The 16,551-nt window shown below is 66.5% G+C and carries 15 protein-coding genes; 11 read left to right on the top strand and 4 right to left on the bottom strand.

Annotated features, from left to right (window positions below; all coding sequences use genetic code 11):
- Positions 1-25 precede the first annotated feature (25 nt).
- The gene (locus AC52GN_RS07690; protein WP_496528783.1) at positions 26-2,416 is read left to right on the top strand and encodes a penicillin-binding protein 1A; all 2,391 of its coding nucleotides are present in this window, start codon (positions 26-28) and stop codon (positions 2,414-2,416) included.
- A gap of 75 nt (positions 2,417-2,491) precedes the next feature.
- Positions 2,492-3,605 (top strand): peptide chain release factor 2 gene (prfB, locus tag AC52GN_RS07685; protein ID WP_496528676.1). Its coding sequence is split into 2 segments (ribosomal slippage): positions 2,492-2,560 and positions 2,562-3,605, totalling 1,113 coding nucleotides; the frame shifts between segments, so codons are not numbered across the junction.
- A gap of 76 nt (positions 3,606-3,681) precedes the next feature.
- Here prfB and AC52GN_RS07680 read toward each other — a convergent pair.
- The 3 genes from AC52GN_RS07680 to tyrS all read right to left on the bottom strand — a co-directional run bounded on the left by AC52GN_RS07680 (position 3,682) and on the right by tyrS (position 6,256).
- A complete protein-coding gene (locus AC52GN_RS07680; protein WP_496528675.1) occupies positions 3,682-4,242 on the bottom strand; it encodes a bactofilin family protein in 561 nt (186 codons plus the stop codon).
- A 132-nt stretch (positions 4,243-4,374) separates the two neighbouring features.
- Positions 4,375-4,842, bottom strand: coding sequence for a peroxiredoxin (locus tag AC52GN_RS07675; RefSeq protein ID WP_496528674.1), 468 nt, complete (start codon positions 4,840-4,842; stop codon positions 4,375-4,377).
- 133 nt (positions 4,843-4,975) lie between these two features.
- Positions 4,976-6,256, bottom strand: coding sequence for a tyrosine--tRNA ligase (gene tyrS, locus AC52GN_RS07670; RefSeq protein WP_496528673.1), 1,281 nt, complete (start codon positions 6,254-6,256; stop codon positions 4,976-4,978).
- A gap of 179 nt (positions 6,257-6,435) precedes the next feature.
- Here tyrS and AC52GN_RS07665 point away from each other — a divergent pair, with 179 nt between their 5' ends.
- The 3 genes from AC52GN_RS07665 (at position 6,436) to AC52GN_RS07655 (ending at position 9,616) form a co-directional block, all read left to right on the top strand.
- Positions 6,436-7,575 carry an anhydro-N-acetylmuramic acid kinase gene (locus AC52GN_RS07665; RefSeq protein WP_496528672.1) on the top strand — a complete coding sequence of 380 codons (1,140 nt, stop codon included), beginning with the start codon at positions 6,436-6,438 and terminating at the stop codon, positions 7,573-7,575.
- Positions 7,575-8,531 carry a DMT family transporter gene (locus AC52GN_RS07660; protein ID WP_496528671.1) on the top strand — a complete coding sequence of 319 codons (957 nt, stop codon included), beginning with the start codon at positions 7,575-7,577 and terminating at the stop codon, positions 8,529-8,531. The genes AC52GN_RS07665 and AC52GN_RS07660 overlap by 1 nt, the downstream gene beginning before the upstream one ends.
- 107 nt (positions 8,532-8,638) lie before the next feature.
- Positions 8,639-9,616: a TerC family protein gene (locus AC52GN_RS07655; protein ID WP_496528670.1), complete on the top strand. Its 978-nt coding sequence runs from the start codon at positions 8,639-8,641 to the stop codon at positions 9,614-9,616.
- A gap of 11 nt (positions 9,617-9,627) precedes the next feature.
- Here AC52GN_RS07655 and AC52GN_RS07650 read toward each other — a convergent pair whose 3' ends face one another.
- On the bottom strand, positions 9,628-10,278 hold the full coding sequence (locus tag AC52GN_RS07650) for an alpha/beta hydrolase (protein WP_338574874.1): 651 nt from the start codon (positions 10,276-10,278) through the stop codon (positions 9,628-9,630).
- A gap of 161 nt (positions 10,279-10,439) precedes the next feature.
- Here AC52GN_RS07650 and AC52GN_RS07645 point away from each other — a divergent pair, with 161 nt between their 5' ends.
- From AC52GN_RS07645 to AC52GN_RS07620, 6 genes are read left to right on the top strand one after another with little or no spacing between them, the layout of a single operon-like run.
- Positions 10,440-10,907 carry an Rrf2 family transcriptional regulator gene (locus AC52GN_RS07645; protein WP_291775083.1) on the top strand — a complete coding sequence of 156 codons (468 nt, stop codon included), beginning with the start codon at positions 10,440-10,442 and terminating at the stop codon, positions 10,905-10,907.
- A complete protein-coding gene (locus AC52GN_RS07640; RefSeq protein ID WP_496528669.1) occupies positions 10,904-12,040 on the top strand; it encodes a cysteine desulfurase family protein in 1,137 nt (378 codons plus the stop codon). The genes AC52GN_RS07645 and AC52GN_RS07640 overlap by 4 nt, the downstream gene beginning before the upstream one ends.
- A gap of 3 nt (positions 12,041-12,043) precedes the next feature.
- Positions 12,044-13,510 (top strand): Fe-S cluster assembly protein SufB, encoded by a 1,467-nt coding sequence (sufB, locus tag AC52GN_RS07635; protein WP_338574876.1) that lies wholly within the window; start codon positions 12,044-12,046, stop codon positions 13,508-13,510.
- Positions 13,511-13,531: 21 nt separating this feature from the next.
- The gene (gene sufC / locus AC52GN_RS07630) at positions 13,532-14,281 is read left to right on the top strand and encodes a Fe-S cluster assembly ATPase SufC (RefSeq protein ID WP_346486910.1); all 750 of its coding nucleotides are present in this window, start codon (positions 13,532-13,534) and stop codon (positions 14,279-14,281) included.
- Positions 14,278-15,300 (top strand): Fe-S cluster assembly protein SufD, encoded by a 1,023-nt coding sequence (sufD, locus tag AC52GN_RS07625; protein ID WP_496528668.1) that lies wholly within the window; start codon positions 14,278-14,280, stop codon positions 15,298-15,300. The genes sufC and sufD overlap by 4 nt, the downstream gene beginning before the upstream one ends.
- The gene (locus tag AC52GN_RS07620) at positions 15,279-16,547 is read left to right on the top strand and encodes an aminotransferase class V-fold PLP-dependent enzyme (protein WP_496528667.1); all 1,269 of its coding nucleotides are present in this window, start codon (positions 15,279-15,281) and stop codon (positions 16,545-16,547) included. The genes sufD and AC52GN_RS07620 overlap by 22 nt, the downstream gene beginning before the upstream one ends.
- Positions 16,548-16,551 lie beyond the last annotated feature (4 nt).

The raw sequence follows: 16,551 nt of genomic DNA, 5'->3' as shown, positions 1-16,551 counted from the left end.
GAAGATAGCCGAACGCTGGTTCGTCATGGCGGGCGTGGCCCTGCTGGGCGCCATCGCCGTGGCCGGGGTGGTGGTGGCGATCTACGCCGCCTGGGTCCTGCACGATATGCCCGACGCGTCCGAGCTGGCGGACTATCGCCCGGCGACGGCGACGCGCGTCTACGCCGGCGACGGCACCCTGATCGGCGAGTTCTCGGATCAGCGCCGGATTTACGTCACCTATGACCAGGTGCCGCAGACGGTCGTTCACGCCTTCCTGGCGGCCGAGGACCAGAACTTCTTCAGCCACGGCGGCATCGACGTGTCCGGCATCGGCCGGGCCATGTTCAAGAACGTCTTCAACGTGCTGTCCGGTCGTCGCCTGGAAGGCGGCTCGACCATCACCCAGCAGGTGGCCAAGAACGTCCTGCTGACCAGCGAGACCAGTCTGAACCGCAAGCTCAAGGAGGCCGTCCTCTCCAGCCGTCTGGAGGCGACGCTGAGCAAGGAGCAGATCCTAGAGCTGTATCTGAACGAGATCTACCTGGGCTATCGCTCCTACGGCGTGGCCTCGGCGGCCTACAACTATTTCGGCAAGTCGCTGGATCAGCTGACGCCGGACGAGGCGGCCTTCCTGGCGGCCCTGCCCAAGGGGCCGACCAACTATCACCCCAAACGCTACCCTGAGGCCGCGCTGGGGCGGCGGAACTGGGTGCTGGGCGAAATGGCCGACAACAAGTGGCTGACGGACGTGCAGTTGCAGACCGCGCTGGCGCGTCCCTTGAACACCCGTTCGGCGCCGCGTCGGGCCGAGTACGCCGACGCTGACTTCTTCGTGGAGGAGGCGCGTCGTCGCGCCATCGCCCTGTTCGGTCAGGAAGAAGTCAATCGCGGCGGCTACTACCTGCGCACCACCCTGGACCCGCAGCTGCAGTCGGCGGCGCGCGACGCCCTGATGCGCGGCCTTGAAGACTACGACCGTCGCCACGGTTGGCGCGGCGCCTGGGGCACGACCGACTTCGCCGACGGCTGGCAGGCCGAGGCCCAGAAGCGCACGACCCCGCCCGAGCGCCGTTCGTGGCAGGCCGCCGCCGTCGAGAACGTCAGCGGAAGCACGGTTCGGGTCCGCACGGCCAGGGACGATCAGACGGGCGCGCTGCGCGCCGCCGACGTGGCCTGGTCCAACGCTGGACGTCGTCCCCTGAAACGCGGCGATCTGATCTTCGTGGAGCGGCAGGGCGGACAGTTCGCCCTGAAACAGGTCCCCGCGGTCAACGGCTCCTTGGTCGCCATCGAGCCGCAGTCGGGTCGCGTCCTGGCGATGGTCGGCGGCTATTCCTACGCGCTGTCCAGCTTCAATCGTGCGACGCAGGCGCGTCGTCAGCCGGGTTCGGCCTACAAGCCCTTCGTCTATGCGGCGGCGCTGGAAGGCGACTTCACTCCGGCCTCCATCGTGCTGGATGCGCCCATCAGCTTCCCCGGCGGCCCCGGCGGCCGCGCCTGGACGCCACAGAACTACAGCCGCCAGTTCTATGGCCCTCAGACGCTGCGGCGCGGGTTGGAGCTGTCGCGTAACGTCATGACCGTGCGCCTAGCCCAGGCGGTCGGCATGAAGAACGTCGTCGACCTGTCCAAGAAGATGGGCGTGGTCGATGACATGTCGCCGAACCTCGCCATGTCGCTGGGCGCGGGCGAGACCACCCCCTATCGCATCACTGCGGCCTATGCCGCCTTCGTCAACGGCGGCCGGCGGATCGATCCCTATCTGATCGAACTGGCTCAGGATCGGAACGGCCAGACCATCCATCGCGCCGATCGACGCCAATGCCGCGACTGCGGCCGTGGCTTCAGCGGCCAGGAGTCGCCGCGCCTGCAGGATCGTGGAACCCAGGTGATCGACCCGATCACCGCCTATCAGATCACCTCGATGCTGGAGGGCGTGATTCAGCGCGGCACCGGCGCCAGGGCGCGCAGCCTCGGCCCCTGGGTCGGCGGCAAGACCGGCACGACCAATGAATACCGTTCCGCCTGGTTCGTCGGCTTCTCGGCGGACATCGTCGTGGGCGTCTTTGTCGGATTTGACGACAACCGCTCGCTGGGCGGCGGCGAGGCGGGCGCCTCGACCGCCGTGCCGATCTTCATCGACTTCATGGAAGACGCGCTGAAGGAACGTCCCGCGCGGCCCTTTGTGAAGCCGAAGAACGCCATCTTCCGCACCGTCAACGGCATCGAGGAAGCCTTCCGACCCGGCACCGAACGCCAGTTGCGCGAAGAAGCGCCGCGCCCGGTCCAGCCGGAGGGGCCGCAGAACTATTACGACGTCATCCGTCGTGAGCAGGAAGCCAGGTCTCAGGCTCCGGCGCCGGTCGCGCCGCCGCCCGTGGCTCCGCCGCCGCCCAAAAAGCAGCCGGCCGAGGACTTGAGCGACCTCTACTGACGCTCTAGTTACACCCTCTTCGGCGCGCCGGATGCCCTGGCGCGCCCTTTCACCCCCGTATCGCTGGAGATTGCGATGAGACCGGATGTCGAGGCCATGAAGGCCGACATCGAGCAGAGCGTCGCTCTGCTCAGGAGGCGACTTTGACTGGGATGTCGCTCTAAGAAAGCTCGATGAGCTGAACGCGCGGGTCGAGGATCCGACGCTGTGGGACAATCCCGAACAGGCCCAGGCCGTCAGCCGCGAACGCTCTCGCCTTGAAGCCCAGGTCAGCGCCGTTAAGGACATGGAGCAGGGTCTCGAAGACGGGATCATGCTGGCCGACATGGCGGACGAAGAGGGCGACGAAGCCGCTCTCAACGAAGCCCGTGAACAGCTGAAGGCGATCAAGGACCGCGCCGCGCGCGCCGAGCTGGAAGCCCTGCTGTCCGGCGAGGCCGACGGCAATGACGCCTATCTGGAGGTCAACTCGGGCGCTGGCGGCACGGAGTCGAACGACTGGGCCGGAATGCTGCTGCGCATGTACAGCCGCTGGGCGCGCTCTCACGGGTATGAGGTCGAGCTTCAGGAAGAGGAATCCGGCGAACAGGCGGGCATCAAGTCGGCGACCCTGCTGGTCACCGGCCCCAACGCCTATGGCTGGCTGAAGTCCGAATCGGGCGTTCACCGTCTGGTCCGCATCAGCCCCTATGACGCAGCGGCCAAGCGGCACACCTCCTTCGCCTCGGTCGGGGTGTCGCCGGTCGTCGACGACAGCATCGAGATCGACATCAACCCGTCGGACGTCCGCACGGACACCTATCGCGCGTCAGGCGCGGGCGGCCAGCACGTCAACAAGACGGACTCGGCCGTGCGCCTGACCCACATTCCAACCAATACCGTGGTGGCTTGTCAGGCGGGCCGCTCGCAGCACCAGAACCGCGATCAGGCGTGGAAGATGCTGCGTGCGCGTCTGTATGAGCTGGAGCTTCAGAAGCGTGAAGCCGCAGCTCAGGCCCTGGCCGACGCCAAGACCGACATCGGCTGGGGGCACCAGATCCGATCCTACGTCCTGCAGCCGTATCAGATGGTGAAGGACCTTCGGACAGAGGTCGAAACCTCCGACACCCAGGGGGTTCTGGACGGCGATCTGGATCCGTTCATGGGCGCCGCCCTGGCGGCCCGCGTGGGCGAGACCCGCGAGGGCTGATCGACTCCGCTCGATCGATACTAAAAAAGGGCGGCCTTTGCGGGCCGCCCTTTCTCGTTATCAGTGTCCGCACCGATCAGGCGGCGGGCTTGGCCTCGACCTTGGCGTCCGTCTTGGCGGGCGCAGGCTTTTCGGCGGGGGCGGGGGCTTCCAGCATATTGGCGCCCGGCGTGTCCCGCTTGGCCTGGGTGCAGCGGCCCTGGAACCAGGCGCCCTGTTCGATCGACAGCTGCTCCTGGGTGATGTCGCCCTCGACGCGAGAGGTGGCGAACAGCTTGACCTGCTTGGCGACGATAGCGCCCGAGACGCGGCCGCGCACCTCCAGGATGTCGGCGTGGACCGTGCCCTCGACCGCGCCGCCTTCACCGATCACCACGCGCACCACGCGGATGTCGCCCTTCAGAGAGCCGTCGACCTGAAGTTCGCCCGCGCCGGAGATATTGCCCTCATACTTCACGCCCGCCGACAGAGTCGAAAGGCTGGATGAGCGGGCGGCGGCCGGTCGCGCCGGTTCAGGTGCTCGAGCAGGCGTGGCGGCGGCGGCGGGCGCCGGGGTCGGAGCGGCGGGCTCCGGCGGCTTCGGAATGCCCAACCCGCTCGAAGGGTTGCTGTCGAGGGGTTTGTTCTTGTTGAACATCTTTACTCTCCGCGTCACGCCGGGACGACCGGCGTTTGGTCAATGTCAGCCCCTGAGGATACAATCCCTGACAATACTTAGGGGGGCTGAGACGGAGAGGTCAAGCGGGGCCTTCCGAACCCCGCTCGCCGATCAGAGCGTTTCGACGGCGGCCAGCACCTCTTCGGCGTGCCCCTTCACCTTGACGTTCCGCCAGGCGCGACGAACCACGCCCTGGCCGTCGATCAGGAAGGTGGCGCGTTCAATGCCCATATATTCGCGGCCATAGAGCTTCTTCAGCACCCACACGCCCCAAGCCTCGGTGACCACCCCGTCTTCGTCCGAGCCGAGCACGACCTTGAGGTCGTGCTTGGCCTTGAAGCGGTCCAGCTTCTTCACCGTGTCGCGCGACACGCCGATCACCACGGCGTTAGCTGCCGTGAACCGCTCGATCAGGACCGAGAAGTCCTGTCCCTCGGTCGTGCAGCCGGGCGTGTCGGCCTTGGGATAGAAGTAGAGGACGACGTTCTTGCCCTTCAGGTCGGCCAGGGACAGGCGGCCGTCACCATCGGTCGCCAGGTCGAAGGCGGGGGCGGGGGTGTTTTCGGTGATGTCGACCATCAATCTCTCCGTTCATCCCGGCGGACGCCGGGACCCAGTAAGAGCCCCGGCCGCGCCGATTGAAAGCAGCAAGACGTTCTCGCCGCGCTTGAAGCCAAAGCACTGGGTCCCGGCGTCCGCCGGGATGAGCGAGTTAAACGGGCCGCACCAGCACGATCTTCTTCTTGCCGGCGCCGAGTTTCAGCACGCCGTCTGCGTTCAGGTCGGCCTCTTCGATCAGGCGGGCGCCGTCGTTGACCACCTCGTCGTTCAGACGAAGGCCGCCGCCCTGGGCCAGACGACGCGCTTCGCCGTTGGAGCCGCTGAGACCGGCCTTGGTCGTGACGGCGGCGATCATGGCGCCGATGACCTCGTCCCTCGGCAGTTCGACGGTCGGCAGGTCGGCGGACAACTGGCCTTTCTCGAAGGCGGCCTCGGCGGCGGCGCGGGCGGCCTGTGCGGCCTCGACGCCGTGCAGCATGGAGGTGGTGGCGTCGGCCAGCGCCTTCTTGGCGTCGTTGATCTCAGCGCCTTCCAGCGCCTCATAGCGTTCGATCTGATCCAGCGGCAGGTCGGTGAACAGGCGCATGAAGCGGCCCACGTCGCCGTCCTCGGTGTTGCGCCAGTACTGCCAGTAGTCGAACGGCGACAGGGCGTCGGCGTTCAGCCACACGGCGCCGCCGACCGTCTTGCCCATCTTCTGGCCAGAAGCGGTGGACAGCAGCGGCGTGGTCAGGCCGAAGGCGGCCTTGTGGTCCACCTTGCGGGTCAGTTCGACGCCGTTGATGATATTGCCCCACTGGTCCGACCCGCCCATCTGCAGCGAACAGCCATAGCGGCGGTTCAGCTCCAGGAAGTCGGTCGCCTGCATCAGCATGTAGTTGAACTCGAGGAAGGTCAGCGGCTGCTCGCGATCCAGGCGCAGCTTGACCGAATCGAAGCTCAGCATCCGATTGATGGTGAAGTGGGTGCCGTAATCGCGCAGGAACTGCAGGTAGCCCAGTTGCGACAGCCACTCGTCGTTGTCCAGCATGACGGCGTCGGTCGGGCCGTCGCCGAAGGTCAGGAATTTCTCGAACACGCCTTTGATTCCGGCGATGTTCTCGGCGATCTTTTCCTCGGTCAGCAGGGGGCGCTGGGTGTCCTTGAACGAGGGATCGCCGACCTTGGTCGTGCCGCCGCCCATCAGGACGATCGGCTTGTGCCCGGCCTGCTGAAGACGACGCAGGAGCATGATCTGGATCAGGTGGCCGACGTGCAGCGACGGCGCCGTCGCGTCGAAACCGATATAGCCCGTGACCACGCCGGCCGCCGCCGCCTCGTCCAGTTCCACCGGGTGGGTGATCTGGTGGATATAGCCGCGCGCCTTCATCAGGCGCAGGAAGTCCGACTTGAAGGCGGTTTCGGAAACGGTTTGGGTCGTGGGCTCGGTCATGGTCGGGTCCGTAGCATCAGAACCGGCGGCCGTCTTCCGAGGAATAATGCCGCCGAGGGAAGGGCGGCAAGGATCGCGGCCGCTCTCTAGTAGAGGCCGTAGTAATAGGCGGCGAAAAGGGCCGGTTGCGCGATCATGGGCGCTAGCTACGTCGCGCACGACGTGGCAGTCAAGCCGCCATGACGACCTCCCCGAAAAAGACCCTTCGCGTGCTCGGCTTCATGACCGGCACCTCGCTGGACGCCGTGGACATGGCGGTGATCGAGACGGACGGCCACGACATCCTGTCCTTCGGCCCCGCCGGAGAGATGAAGCTGGACGGCGAAACCCGCGCCATCATCGAGGACGCGATCGAGGACGCCTTCGACTGGGAACGCGACGAAGAGGAACCGGACAGCTTTGAGGACGCGCGCATGGCTGTGGCCGACGCGCATCTGGCCGCCGCGCTCGGCTTCATGGCGGTGAATGGAGTAAAGTCCACCGCGCTGGATCTGGTCGGCGTCCACGGCCAGACCGTGCTGCATGAGGCGCCGACGCCGGAGCAGCCGGGCCGCACCATCCAATTGATCGACGCCGCCAGCGTGGCCGAAGGCCTGGGCGTGCCAACGGCCTTTGACTTCCGCAGCGCCGACGTGGCGGCGGGCGGGCAGGGCGCGCCGTTGGCGTCCGTCTATCACGCGGCGCTTGTTCGCAAGGCGGGCCTGTCAGGGCCGGTCGCCGTGCTGAACCTGGGCGGCGTGGGCAACATCACCCTGATCCGCGCCGACGGGGAACTGGAGGCCTTCGACACCGGTCCGGCCAACGGCATGGTCGATCTGCTGGTCCAGTCCCGCATGAAGAAGCGGATGGACGAGGGTGGCCGTCTGGCGGCGGCCGGGACGGTCGATCAGGCCGTGCTGGACGCCTATCTGGCCCATCCCTATTTCGCGGCGATCGGGCCGAAGTCGCTGGATCGTTTCGACTTCTCGCTGGATCCGGTTGCAAGCTTGTCGCTTGAGGACGCTGCCGCGACCCTGACAGCCTTCGCGGCGCAGGCCGTGGCGTTGGGCGTCGCCCGTTGTTCGGAGCAGCCGAAGGAGATCGTCGTCTGCGGCGGCGGTCGCCATAATCCGGTGTTGCTGGCCGCCATTCGTGATCGCGTGGGCGCCCCCGTCTCGACGGCCGAGAACAAGGGCTGGCGCGGCGACTCCATTGAGGCCGAGGCCTTCGCCTTTCTGGCGGCGCGCTGCCGTCTGGGCCTGCCGATCAGCTTCCCCGGCACGACAGGCGTTCCGGCGCCGATGACCGGCGGCCGGATCGTCGAGCCGGGAGCGGAATAGTGGCGGCCTCGTCTCGTTTCTGGGGCGTCGCCAGCGGTCTGGCGGCGGGCGCTCTGTGGGGGCTGGTCTTCCTGGCGCCCAAGGTCGTGCCCGAGGCCTCGCCCCTGCTGCTGACGGCGGGGCGTTACCTCGCCTATGGCCTGATCGCGGCTCTGTTGATCGCGCCGCGCTGGCGTCGGGTGACGGCGGCCCTGACGCGCAAGGCGTGGGGCGCTCTGGTCTGGCTGAGCCTCGCGGGGAATCTCGTCTATTTCGCCTTCCTGGTGGTCGGCGTGCATTACGCGGGCGTCGCGGCCTCGGCCCTGATCGTCGGCATGGTGCCCGTGGTGGTGGCTCTATGGGGCCTGAGAGACAAGGAGTCGCCGCCGCTGTCCCGTGTCGCTCCGCCCATCGCCGTGGCGGCGCTGGCCGTCGGCCTGATCGGGTGGGAGTCGCTCAGCCAGGGCGGCGGCGCAGCGGCGCAGAGCGGTAGCGCGACCCTGATCGGCCTGGTCTGCGCGGTTGCGGCCCTGCTGTCCTGGACCGCCTTCGCCGTAGGCAACAGCCGCTGGATGGGGCGGTTGCCCGACATCACCCCGCATGAGTGGTCGCTGCTGACCGGCGTGGTCACCGGCGCTCTGGCGCTGGCGCTGGTCATTCCGTCGTTGTTCATGCTGGGAGGCATGACGGATGACGCCTGGATGCGCCTGATCGGGGTCAGTGCGGGCGTGGCCATCTTCGCCTCGGTCATCGGCAACGCCTTCTGGAACCAGGCCAGTCGTCTGCTGCCGCTCACCATGCTGGGCCAGATGATCGTGTCTGAGACCCTGTTCGCCTTCATCTACGGCTTCATCTGGGAACAGCGCGGTCCGACTGTGATCGAGGTCGTCGCCATGATCCTGATGATCGTCAGCGTCGTCTGGTGCGTCCGCGCCCACCGACCGGCGGCCCTGGCCGCCGCTGAAGGTGATCATTGAGCAACGCCCGCAGGCCTCAGGCGTTGGGGTAGGGCGGACCGGGCCCCTCTGGCGACCCTTCATCGCGATGTCGGCCGCGTCGTTGGAAACGGCTCGCGAAGGCGTCGATGGAACTGTTGCTGTTGGAGTGGTTGGGCAAGCCCGTCTGGATGTGGGCGGGCTTCCTGACGATCGTCGTCGGCCTGCTGGCGCTGGATCTGGGGCTGTTCAATCGGCGCGATCATGAAATCGGCGTACGGGAAAGCCTGGGGCTCTCCGCCTTCTACATCGCCGTGACCCTGGCTTTCGGGGCGTGGCTGTGGTCGTGGCTGGGGGCCGACAGCGCGATCGACTACCTGACCGCCTACGCCGTCGAGAAAAGCCTGGCGATGGACAATGTCTTCGTCATCGCCTTGATCTTCAGCGCCTTTTCCGTGCCCCGGCTTTATCAGCATCGCGTGCTGTTCTGGGGCGTGCTCGGCGTCATCGTCCTGAGGGCGATCATGATCGGCGGCGGTGCGGCGCTGGTCGCCCGCTATCACTGGGTGCTGTACCTTTTCGCAGGCTTCCTGATCCTGACCGGCGTGCGGATGTTCTTTGCCCGCAACGAGGAAACGGATATCGCCGATAATGCGCTGCTGAAGTGGTTCCGGCGGCGGATGCGGGTGACGAATGATCTGAACGGCCACGCCTTCTTCGTCCAGGCGCCAACCCGTTCGGGCGAGATGAAGTTGCATGCCACGCCGCTGTTCCTAGCCCTGGTGACGATCGAGATCGCCGACGTGATCTTCGCGGTGGACTCCGTGCCGGCGGTCTTCGCCATCACGACGGACGCCTATGTCGTCTACACGTCCAACATCTTCGCCATATTGGGGCTGAGGGCGCTCTATTTCGCCCTGGCGGCGGTGATCCACCGCTTCGCCTATCTGAAGCAGGCGCTGGCGGTCCTGCTGGTCTTTATCGGGGCCAAGGTGTTCGCCGCGCCTCTGCTGGGGATCGAGAAGACGCCGCCCGTTGTCTCATTGTCGGTGACAGCGGCGATCCTGGCGACGGGGGTGGTCTGGTCTCTGTGGCGGACCCGCGCGGAGGCCCGACCTCCGCGCTGATCGTCAGGATGTCAGGCCGGCTTTTCGGCCAGGCGCTTGTCCAGATAGGCGCCGACGCGACGCTCGACGGCGCCGATATGATCCTGCCAGAAGTGGGTCGCGCCTTCTTCCAGCTCATAGTCGATGACGATGCCCTTCTGGGTGCGCAGCTTGTTGACCACGCGCTCCACCTCGGCCGGGGGCACCACGGTGTCGGCGGTGCCGTGCAGGAACAGGCCCGAGGCCGGGCAGGGGGCCAGGAAGCTGAAATCGTAGATGTTGGACGGCGGCGACACCGAGATGAAGCCGTCGGTCTCGGGGCGGCGCATCAGCAACTGCATGCCGATGTAGGCGCCGAACTGATAGCCCGCGACCCAGGTCTGGGTGGCGGCCGGGTTGTTGGCCTGCAGCCAGTCCAGCGCCGTGGCGGCGTCGGCCAGTTCGCCGATGCCGCTGTCGAACTCGCCCTGCGACTTGCCGACGCCCCGCGAATTGTAGCGCAGGGTGGCGAAGCCGCGCTGAACGAAAAGCTGGTGCATCGTCAGAGCGACCGGATTGTTCATGTGCCCGCCCGCCTTCGGGTGCGGGTGCAGGATCAGGGCGATCGGCGCGTCGGGGCGCTTGCCGGGCGAGTAACGGCCTTCGATGCGGCCAGCGGCGCCGGGCAGGATGACTTCAGGCATGGATCGCGATCCCTACAATCAACAGAGGTTTCGCCGGACGGATAATACTTGACCAGGGAGGTAGGACTTTCTAAGTCCCCGGTGCGCGACGCACTCGCCAGCGAGGCCGGGGGTCTTAGCATGACCGCTCCGAAAAGCGTTAGAATTTTGAGGTTATAGGGATGCGCCTGTCGACAAAGGGACGTTACGCCGTGATGGCGATGGCCGATCTGGCGAAAAACGGCTCGGGCCGGGCCGTGTCCCTGGCTGAAATCGCGGCGCGTCAGGAGATTTCGCTCAGCTATCTGGAACAGCTGTTCGCGCGACTGCGCAAGGGCGGCCTGGTCAAGAGCATTCGCGGGCCGGGCGGCGGCTATCGCCTAGCCAAGGGGCCGGACGAGACGGTCGTGGCCGACATCGTCCTAGCCGTCGATGAGCCGATCCGCGCTACCCGCTGCGCCGCACATGGCACGCCGCGAGGCTGCATGAACGGCGGGGCGCGCTGCATCACTCATGATCTTTGGGAAGACCTCGGCGCCGAGATACATCGCTATCTGGCCGGGGTCAGCCTGGAGGACGTGATCGAAAAGCGGACCAGCCGTGCTCGTATGGGACAGAAGGACGTCGGGTCCATGGAGGCGGCGGCGTGAGCGTCTATCTGGATTACAACGCTTCCGGCCTGGTTCGTCCTGAAGTTCAGGAAGTCATGGCCAAGGCCTTGGCTGACAACGGAAACCCTTCGGCCGTTCATGCCGCCGGCCGCCGTGCGCGTGCGCGCGTCGAGACGGCCCGTGCTCAGGTGGCCGATCTGGTCGGCGCCGATCCGACGGCGATCATCTTCTCCTCGGGCGGAACCGAATCCAACGCCCAGGCGATCCACAGCGCCCTGGCCGCCGGCTGCGAGCGGCTGATCGTCGGCGCGACTGAGCATCCGTGCGTGGCCGAAGCCGCTACGGCGAGCGGAGCGCAGGTCGAAGTTCTGCCGGTGGACGCCAATGGCGTGGTCGATCTGGCCTGGCTGGCTGAGGCGCTGGCGCGTCCGAGGCGAGCCGTCGTCGCCATTCATCACGCCAATAACGAAAGCGGCGTGATCCAGCCGATCGCTGAGGCGGCGGCGCTCGTCCGCGCGGCGGGCGGCTGGCTGCACGTCGACGCCATCCAGTCCGCAGGCAAGATTCCGGTGACGATGCGTGCGCTCGGCGCCGACAGCCTGACCCTTTCGGCGCACAAGCTGGGCGGGCCTCAAGGCGTGGGCGCCCTGGTGCTCAAGGACGGCGTATCCGCCGTTCGTATTCTGCACGGCGCCGGTCAGGAGCGCGGCCTGCGCGCTGGGACCGAGAACGTTCCGGGCATCACCGGTTTCGGCGTCGCCGCCGACTGCGCGGCCCGTGATCTGGACGCCGCCGGGGCTCATGTCGTCTGGCGCGACGCGGCCGAGGCGAAGGTCAAGGCCGCGGGTGCGACCATCATCGGCGGCGCAGTCGAGCGGCTGCCCAACACCCTGTTCATGGCGGTCGAGGGCTGGGACAGCCCGCAACAACTGATCACCCTGGATCTGGTCGGGGTCATGGTTTCGGCCGGTTCTGCCTGCTCGTCGGGCAAGGTCAAGCCGTCCAAGGCGATCAGCGCCATGGGCCTGCACCATCTGGCGACCGGAGGCGTGCGCGTCTCCGGCGGTTGGGGCACGACCGAGGCCGACTGGACCCGGTTCGCCGACGCCTGGGTCGCGGCCTGGGACAAGCACAAGGCGCGCTTGCAAGGGCGCGTAAAGGAAGTCGCGTAAGTTATGGCTATCGTTCAGGAAACAATCGATACGGTCGCGGAGCTGGAGCGGTACAAGTACGGCTTCACCACGGACGTCGAACAGGAGTTCGCCCCCAAGGGCCTGAACCCGGACATCATCCGCTTCATCTCCGAGAAGAAGGGGGAGCCGGAGTGGATGCTGGAGTGGCGCCTGGCCGCCTATGAGCGCTGGCTGGCCATGGAAGAGCCGACCTGGGCGGCGGTGAAGTACGATCCCGTCGACTATCAGGACCTCTACTACTACGCCGCGCCGGTGAAGAAGGAAGGGCCGAAGTCGCTGGACGAGGTCGATCCCGAACTGCTGGCCGTCTACGAAAAGCTGGGCATTCCGCTGAAGGAACAGGAAGTCCTGGCCGGCGTTCAGGGCGCGCCCAAGGTGGCGGTCGACGCCGTGTTCGACAGCGTCTCCGTCGTCACCACCTTCAAGGAGGAGTTGGCCAAGGCGGGCGTGATCTTCATGCCTATTTCCGAGGCCTTGCGCGAATATCCTGATCTTGTGCGTCAGTATCTGGGCACGGTCGTCCCGGTCAGCGACAACTATTTCGCGGCCCTGAACAGCGCGGTCTTTTCCGACGGCAGCTTCGTCTACATTCCGCCGGGCGTGCGCTGCCCGATGGAGCTGTCGACCTATTTCCGCATCAACGCCAGCCAGACCGGCCAGTTCGAGCGGACCCTGATCATCGCCGACAAGGGTTCCTACGTATCCTATCTGGAGGGCTGCACCGCGCCCATGCGCGACGAGAACCAGTTGCACGCGGCGGTCGTGGAGATCATCGCCCTGGACGACGCCGAGGTGAAGTACTCGACCGTTCAGAACTGGTACCCCGGCGACGCCGAGGGCAAGGGCGGCATCTACAACTTCGTGACCAAGCGCGCCGACTGCCGCGGCGACCGTTCCAAAGTCAGCTGGACCCAGGTCGAGACCGGCTCGGCCGTCACCTGGAAGTACCCGTCCTGCATCCTGAAGGGTGAGGAAAGCTCGGGCGAATTCTACTCCATCGCCATCACCAACGGCCATCAGCAGGCCGACACCGGCACCAAGATGCTGCACCTGGGCAAGAACAGCCGCAGCCGTATCATCGCCAAGACGGTCTCGGCGGGTAAATCGGACTCGACCTATCGCGGCCTGGTGTCGATCCATCCCAAGGCGACCGGCGTGCGCAACTTCACCCAGTGCGACAGCCTGCTGATCGGCAAGGAATGCGGCGCCCACACCATCCCCTACATCGAGGTCCGCAACGGCTCGGCCCAGCTGGAGCACGAAGCGACCACGACCCGCCTGTCCGAAGCTCAGCTCTTCTACGCCCAGCAGCGCGGCCTGTCGGAAGAAGAAGCCGTGGCCCTGCTGGTCAACGGCTTCGTCCGTGACGTCCTGCAGGAACTGCCGATGGAGTTCGCCGTCGAGGCCCAGAAGCTGGTGGCGATCAGCCTTGAAGGCTCGGTCGGCTGAGTGAGTTGAAGAAGAAAAACAATGCTTAAGATCAATAACCTCCACGTCTCCGTCGCCGATAAGCCGATCCTCAAAGGTCTGACGCTCGATGTGCCTGCGGGCGAAGTTCACGCGGTCATGGGGCCGAACGGGGCGGGCAAGTCGACGCTGGGTTACAGCCTGTCGGGCCGCCCCGGCTATGAGGTGACGGACGGTTCCGCCTCGTGGAACGGCATCGACCTGCTGGATATCGAACCGGCCGAGCGGGCGGCGGCGGGCCTGTTCCTGTCGTTCCAGTATCCGATCGAAATCCCCGGCGTGCCGGCCATGACCTTCATCCGCACGGCCCTGAACGCCCAGAAGCGCGCGCGCGGTGAGGAAGAGGTTTCGGCCCCCGCCTTCCTGAAGCTGGTCAAGGCGGCGTCGCAGTCGCTGAAGATGGATTTCGACATGCTGAAGCGGCCGCTGAACGTCGGCTTCTCCGGCGGGGAGAAGAAGCGGATGGAGATCCTGCAGATGGCCTTGCTGGAGCCGTCGCTGCTGATCCTGGACGAGACCGACTCCGGCCTCGACATCGACGCTCTGCGCATCGTCGCCGATGGGGTGAACGCCATGCGCAGCCCGGAGCGGTCGATGCTGGTGATCACCCACTATCAGCGCCTGCTGGACTACATCAAACCGGACCGCGTCCACGTCCTGGCGGGCGGCCGCATCGTCGCCTCGGGCGGACCTGAGCTGGCGCATGAGTTGGAAGCGGAAGGCTACGACAAGTTCCTGCCGGAGGCGGCATGAAGGCGCTCGCCCGGCTGGACCTGACCGACGCCGCGACCTTTCCCTCGCGGCGGGTCGAGGAGTGGAAATACAGCGACCTGAAGCGTTTTCTTCGTGAAGCGCCTGAGCCGTCCGGCACCGCCGTCGTGGGCGCGCCGGGGCCGTTCTATGATCTGGGCGGCGACGCCGTCGTCTTCGCCAACGGCCGCCCGGTCGGGGTGAAGGACTACATCGCCTCGGGCGATCAGACGCTACGCCTGCGCTTCATTTCGGATGCAACGGGCACCGGTCATACGGCGGCGGCGCGCATCGTCGCCCGGCCCGGCGCGCGCCTGCTGCTGCTGGAGACGCACGAGGGCAAGGGCTCGGCCTATGTCGCTCACAACAAGGTCGAGATTGACGTCGCGGCCGACGCCGAGGTGACCCGCATCGTCCTGACCGACGAACCCGCCGACGCCATTTCCGTGGCCGAGGCTGAGGTGCGGCTGGAGGCGGGCGGCCGTTATCGCCAGACCATCGTCGCTACCGGCGCCAAACTGCAACGCCACGAGACCCGCCTGCGGCACGGGGCCGAAGGCGCCGATGCGCGCGTGGACGGCCTCTATCTTCTGAACGGCGCGCGCCATTCGGATCAGACCTCGGTGATCGACCACGTCGCGGCCAGCGGCACGACCAGCCAATTGATCAAGGGCGTGGTCCGCGACGAGGCGCGCGGCGTTTTCCAAGGCAAGATCCTGGTCCAGAAGGGCGCGGACGAGACCGACGCCCGCATGGGGCACCATGGCCTGATCGCTTCGGATCGCGGCGAGATCGACGTGAAGCCCGAGCTGATCATCTACGCCGACGAGGTGCAGTGCGCCCACGGCGCGACCGTCGGGACGCTGGATGAAAGCGCCCTGTTCTACATGCAGCAGCGCGGCATTTCGGCTGATGAAGCCCGCGCCCTGTTGACCCACGCCTTCCTGATCGAGGTTGTCGACCGCATCGAGCATGAAGGCGCCAGAGAGGTGGTGCGGGAATGGCTGACGGCTCGCCTGTGACCAACGTACCTATGAACAAGGTTGGCGTGACGGGGTTCGACCCCTATGCCGCCCGCGCGCAGTTCCCGATCCTGTCGCGTCAGGTGAACGGCAAGCCGCTGGTCTATCTGGACAGCGCCGCCTCGGCCCAGAAGCCGCGCGCGGTGATCGACGCCCTGGTCGCGTCGATGGAAGGCTCCTACGCCAACGTTCACCGCGGTCTGCACACTCTGTCGAACGAGGCGACCGAGGCCTATGAGCGTGCGCGAGAGATCGTCGCCCGCTTCCTGAACGCGCCGTCGGCCGAGACCATCGTCTGGACCAAGGGCGGCACCGAGGCGATCAACCTGGTGGCCAACGGCGTCGGCCTGTCGATCCAGCCGGGCGATGAAATCATCGTCACCGAGATGGAGCACCACTCCAACATCGTGCCCTGGCACATCCTGCGCGAGCGGCGCGGGGCGGTGCTGAAATGGGCGCCGATCAAGGATGACGGCTCGCTGGACATGGAGGCCTTCGCCGCCCTGCTGGGGCCGAAGACGAAGCTGGTCGCCGTCACCCACATGTCAAACGTGCTGGGGACCATCAATCCGGTCGCCGAGATCACCCGTCTGGCCCATGCGGCCGGGGCGCGGGTGCTGATCGACGGCTGTCAGGGGGCGGTCCACGCGGCGCCGGACGTCCAGGCCATTGGTTGCGACTACTATGTCCTGACCGGCCACAAGCTGTTCGCACCCACGGGCATCGGCGTCCTGTACGGCACGGCGGAGGCGTTGGAGGCCCTGCCGCCTTATCAGGGCGGCGGCGAGATGATCGAGACCGTGGAGAAGGAGCGCGTGACCTATGCGCGTCCGCCGCACCGGTTCGAGGCCGGCACCCCGCCGATTCTGGAAGCGATCGGCCTTGGCGCGGCGATCGAGTGGCTGGCGCAGTATGAGCCAGCGGCGATCCAGGCGCATGAGAAGGCTCTATATCATCATGCCGTCGAGCGTCTGCGCGAGTACGGCTGGCTGCGGATTCTGGGCGAAGCAGAAGGGAAGGGCGCCATCCTGACCTTCGCCGTCGAGGGCGCGCACGCTCATGACGTCGCCCAGATCATGGACCGATACGGCGTCGCCGTCCGGGCCGGTCTGCACTGCGCAGAACCGCTGGCGAAAAGACTGGGCGTGACCTCGAGCACGCGCGCCTCCTTCGCCCTATATAACACCATGGAGGATGCAGACGCCTTCGTGGACGCGCTGATCAAGGCGCGCAACTTCTTCGTGTGACGAG

This window comes from Brevundimonas sp. SS2672, from assembly GCF_059579685.1.
Note: the sequence above shows the minus strand (reverse complement) of the source record. Positions and strands in the feature narration are given on the sequence as shown.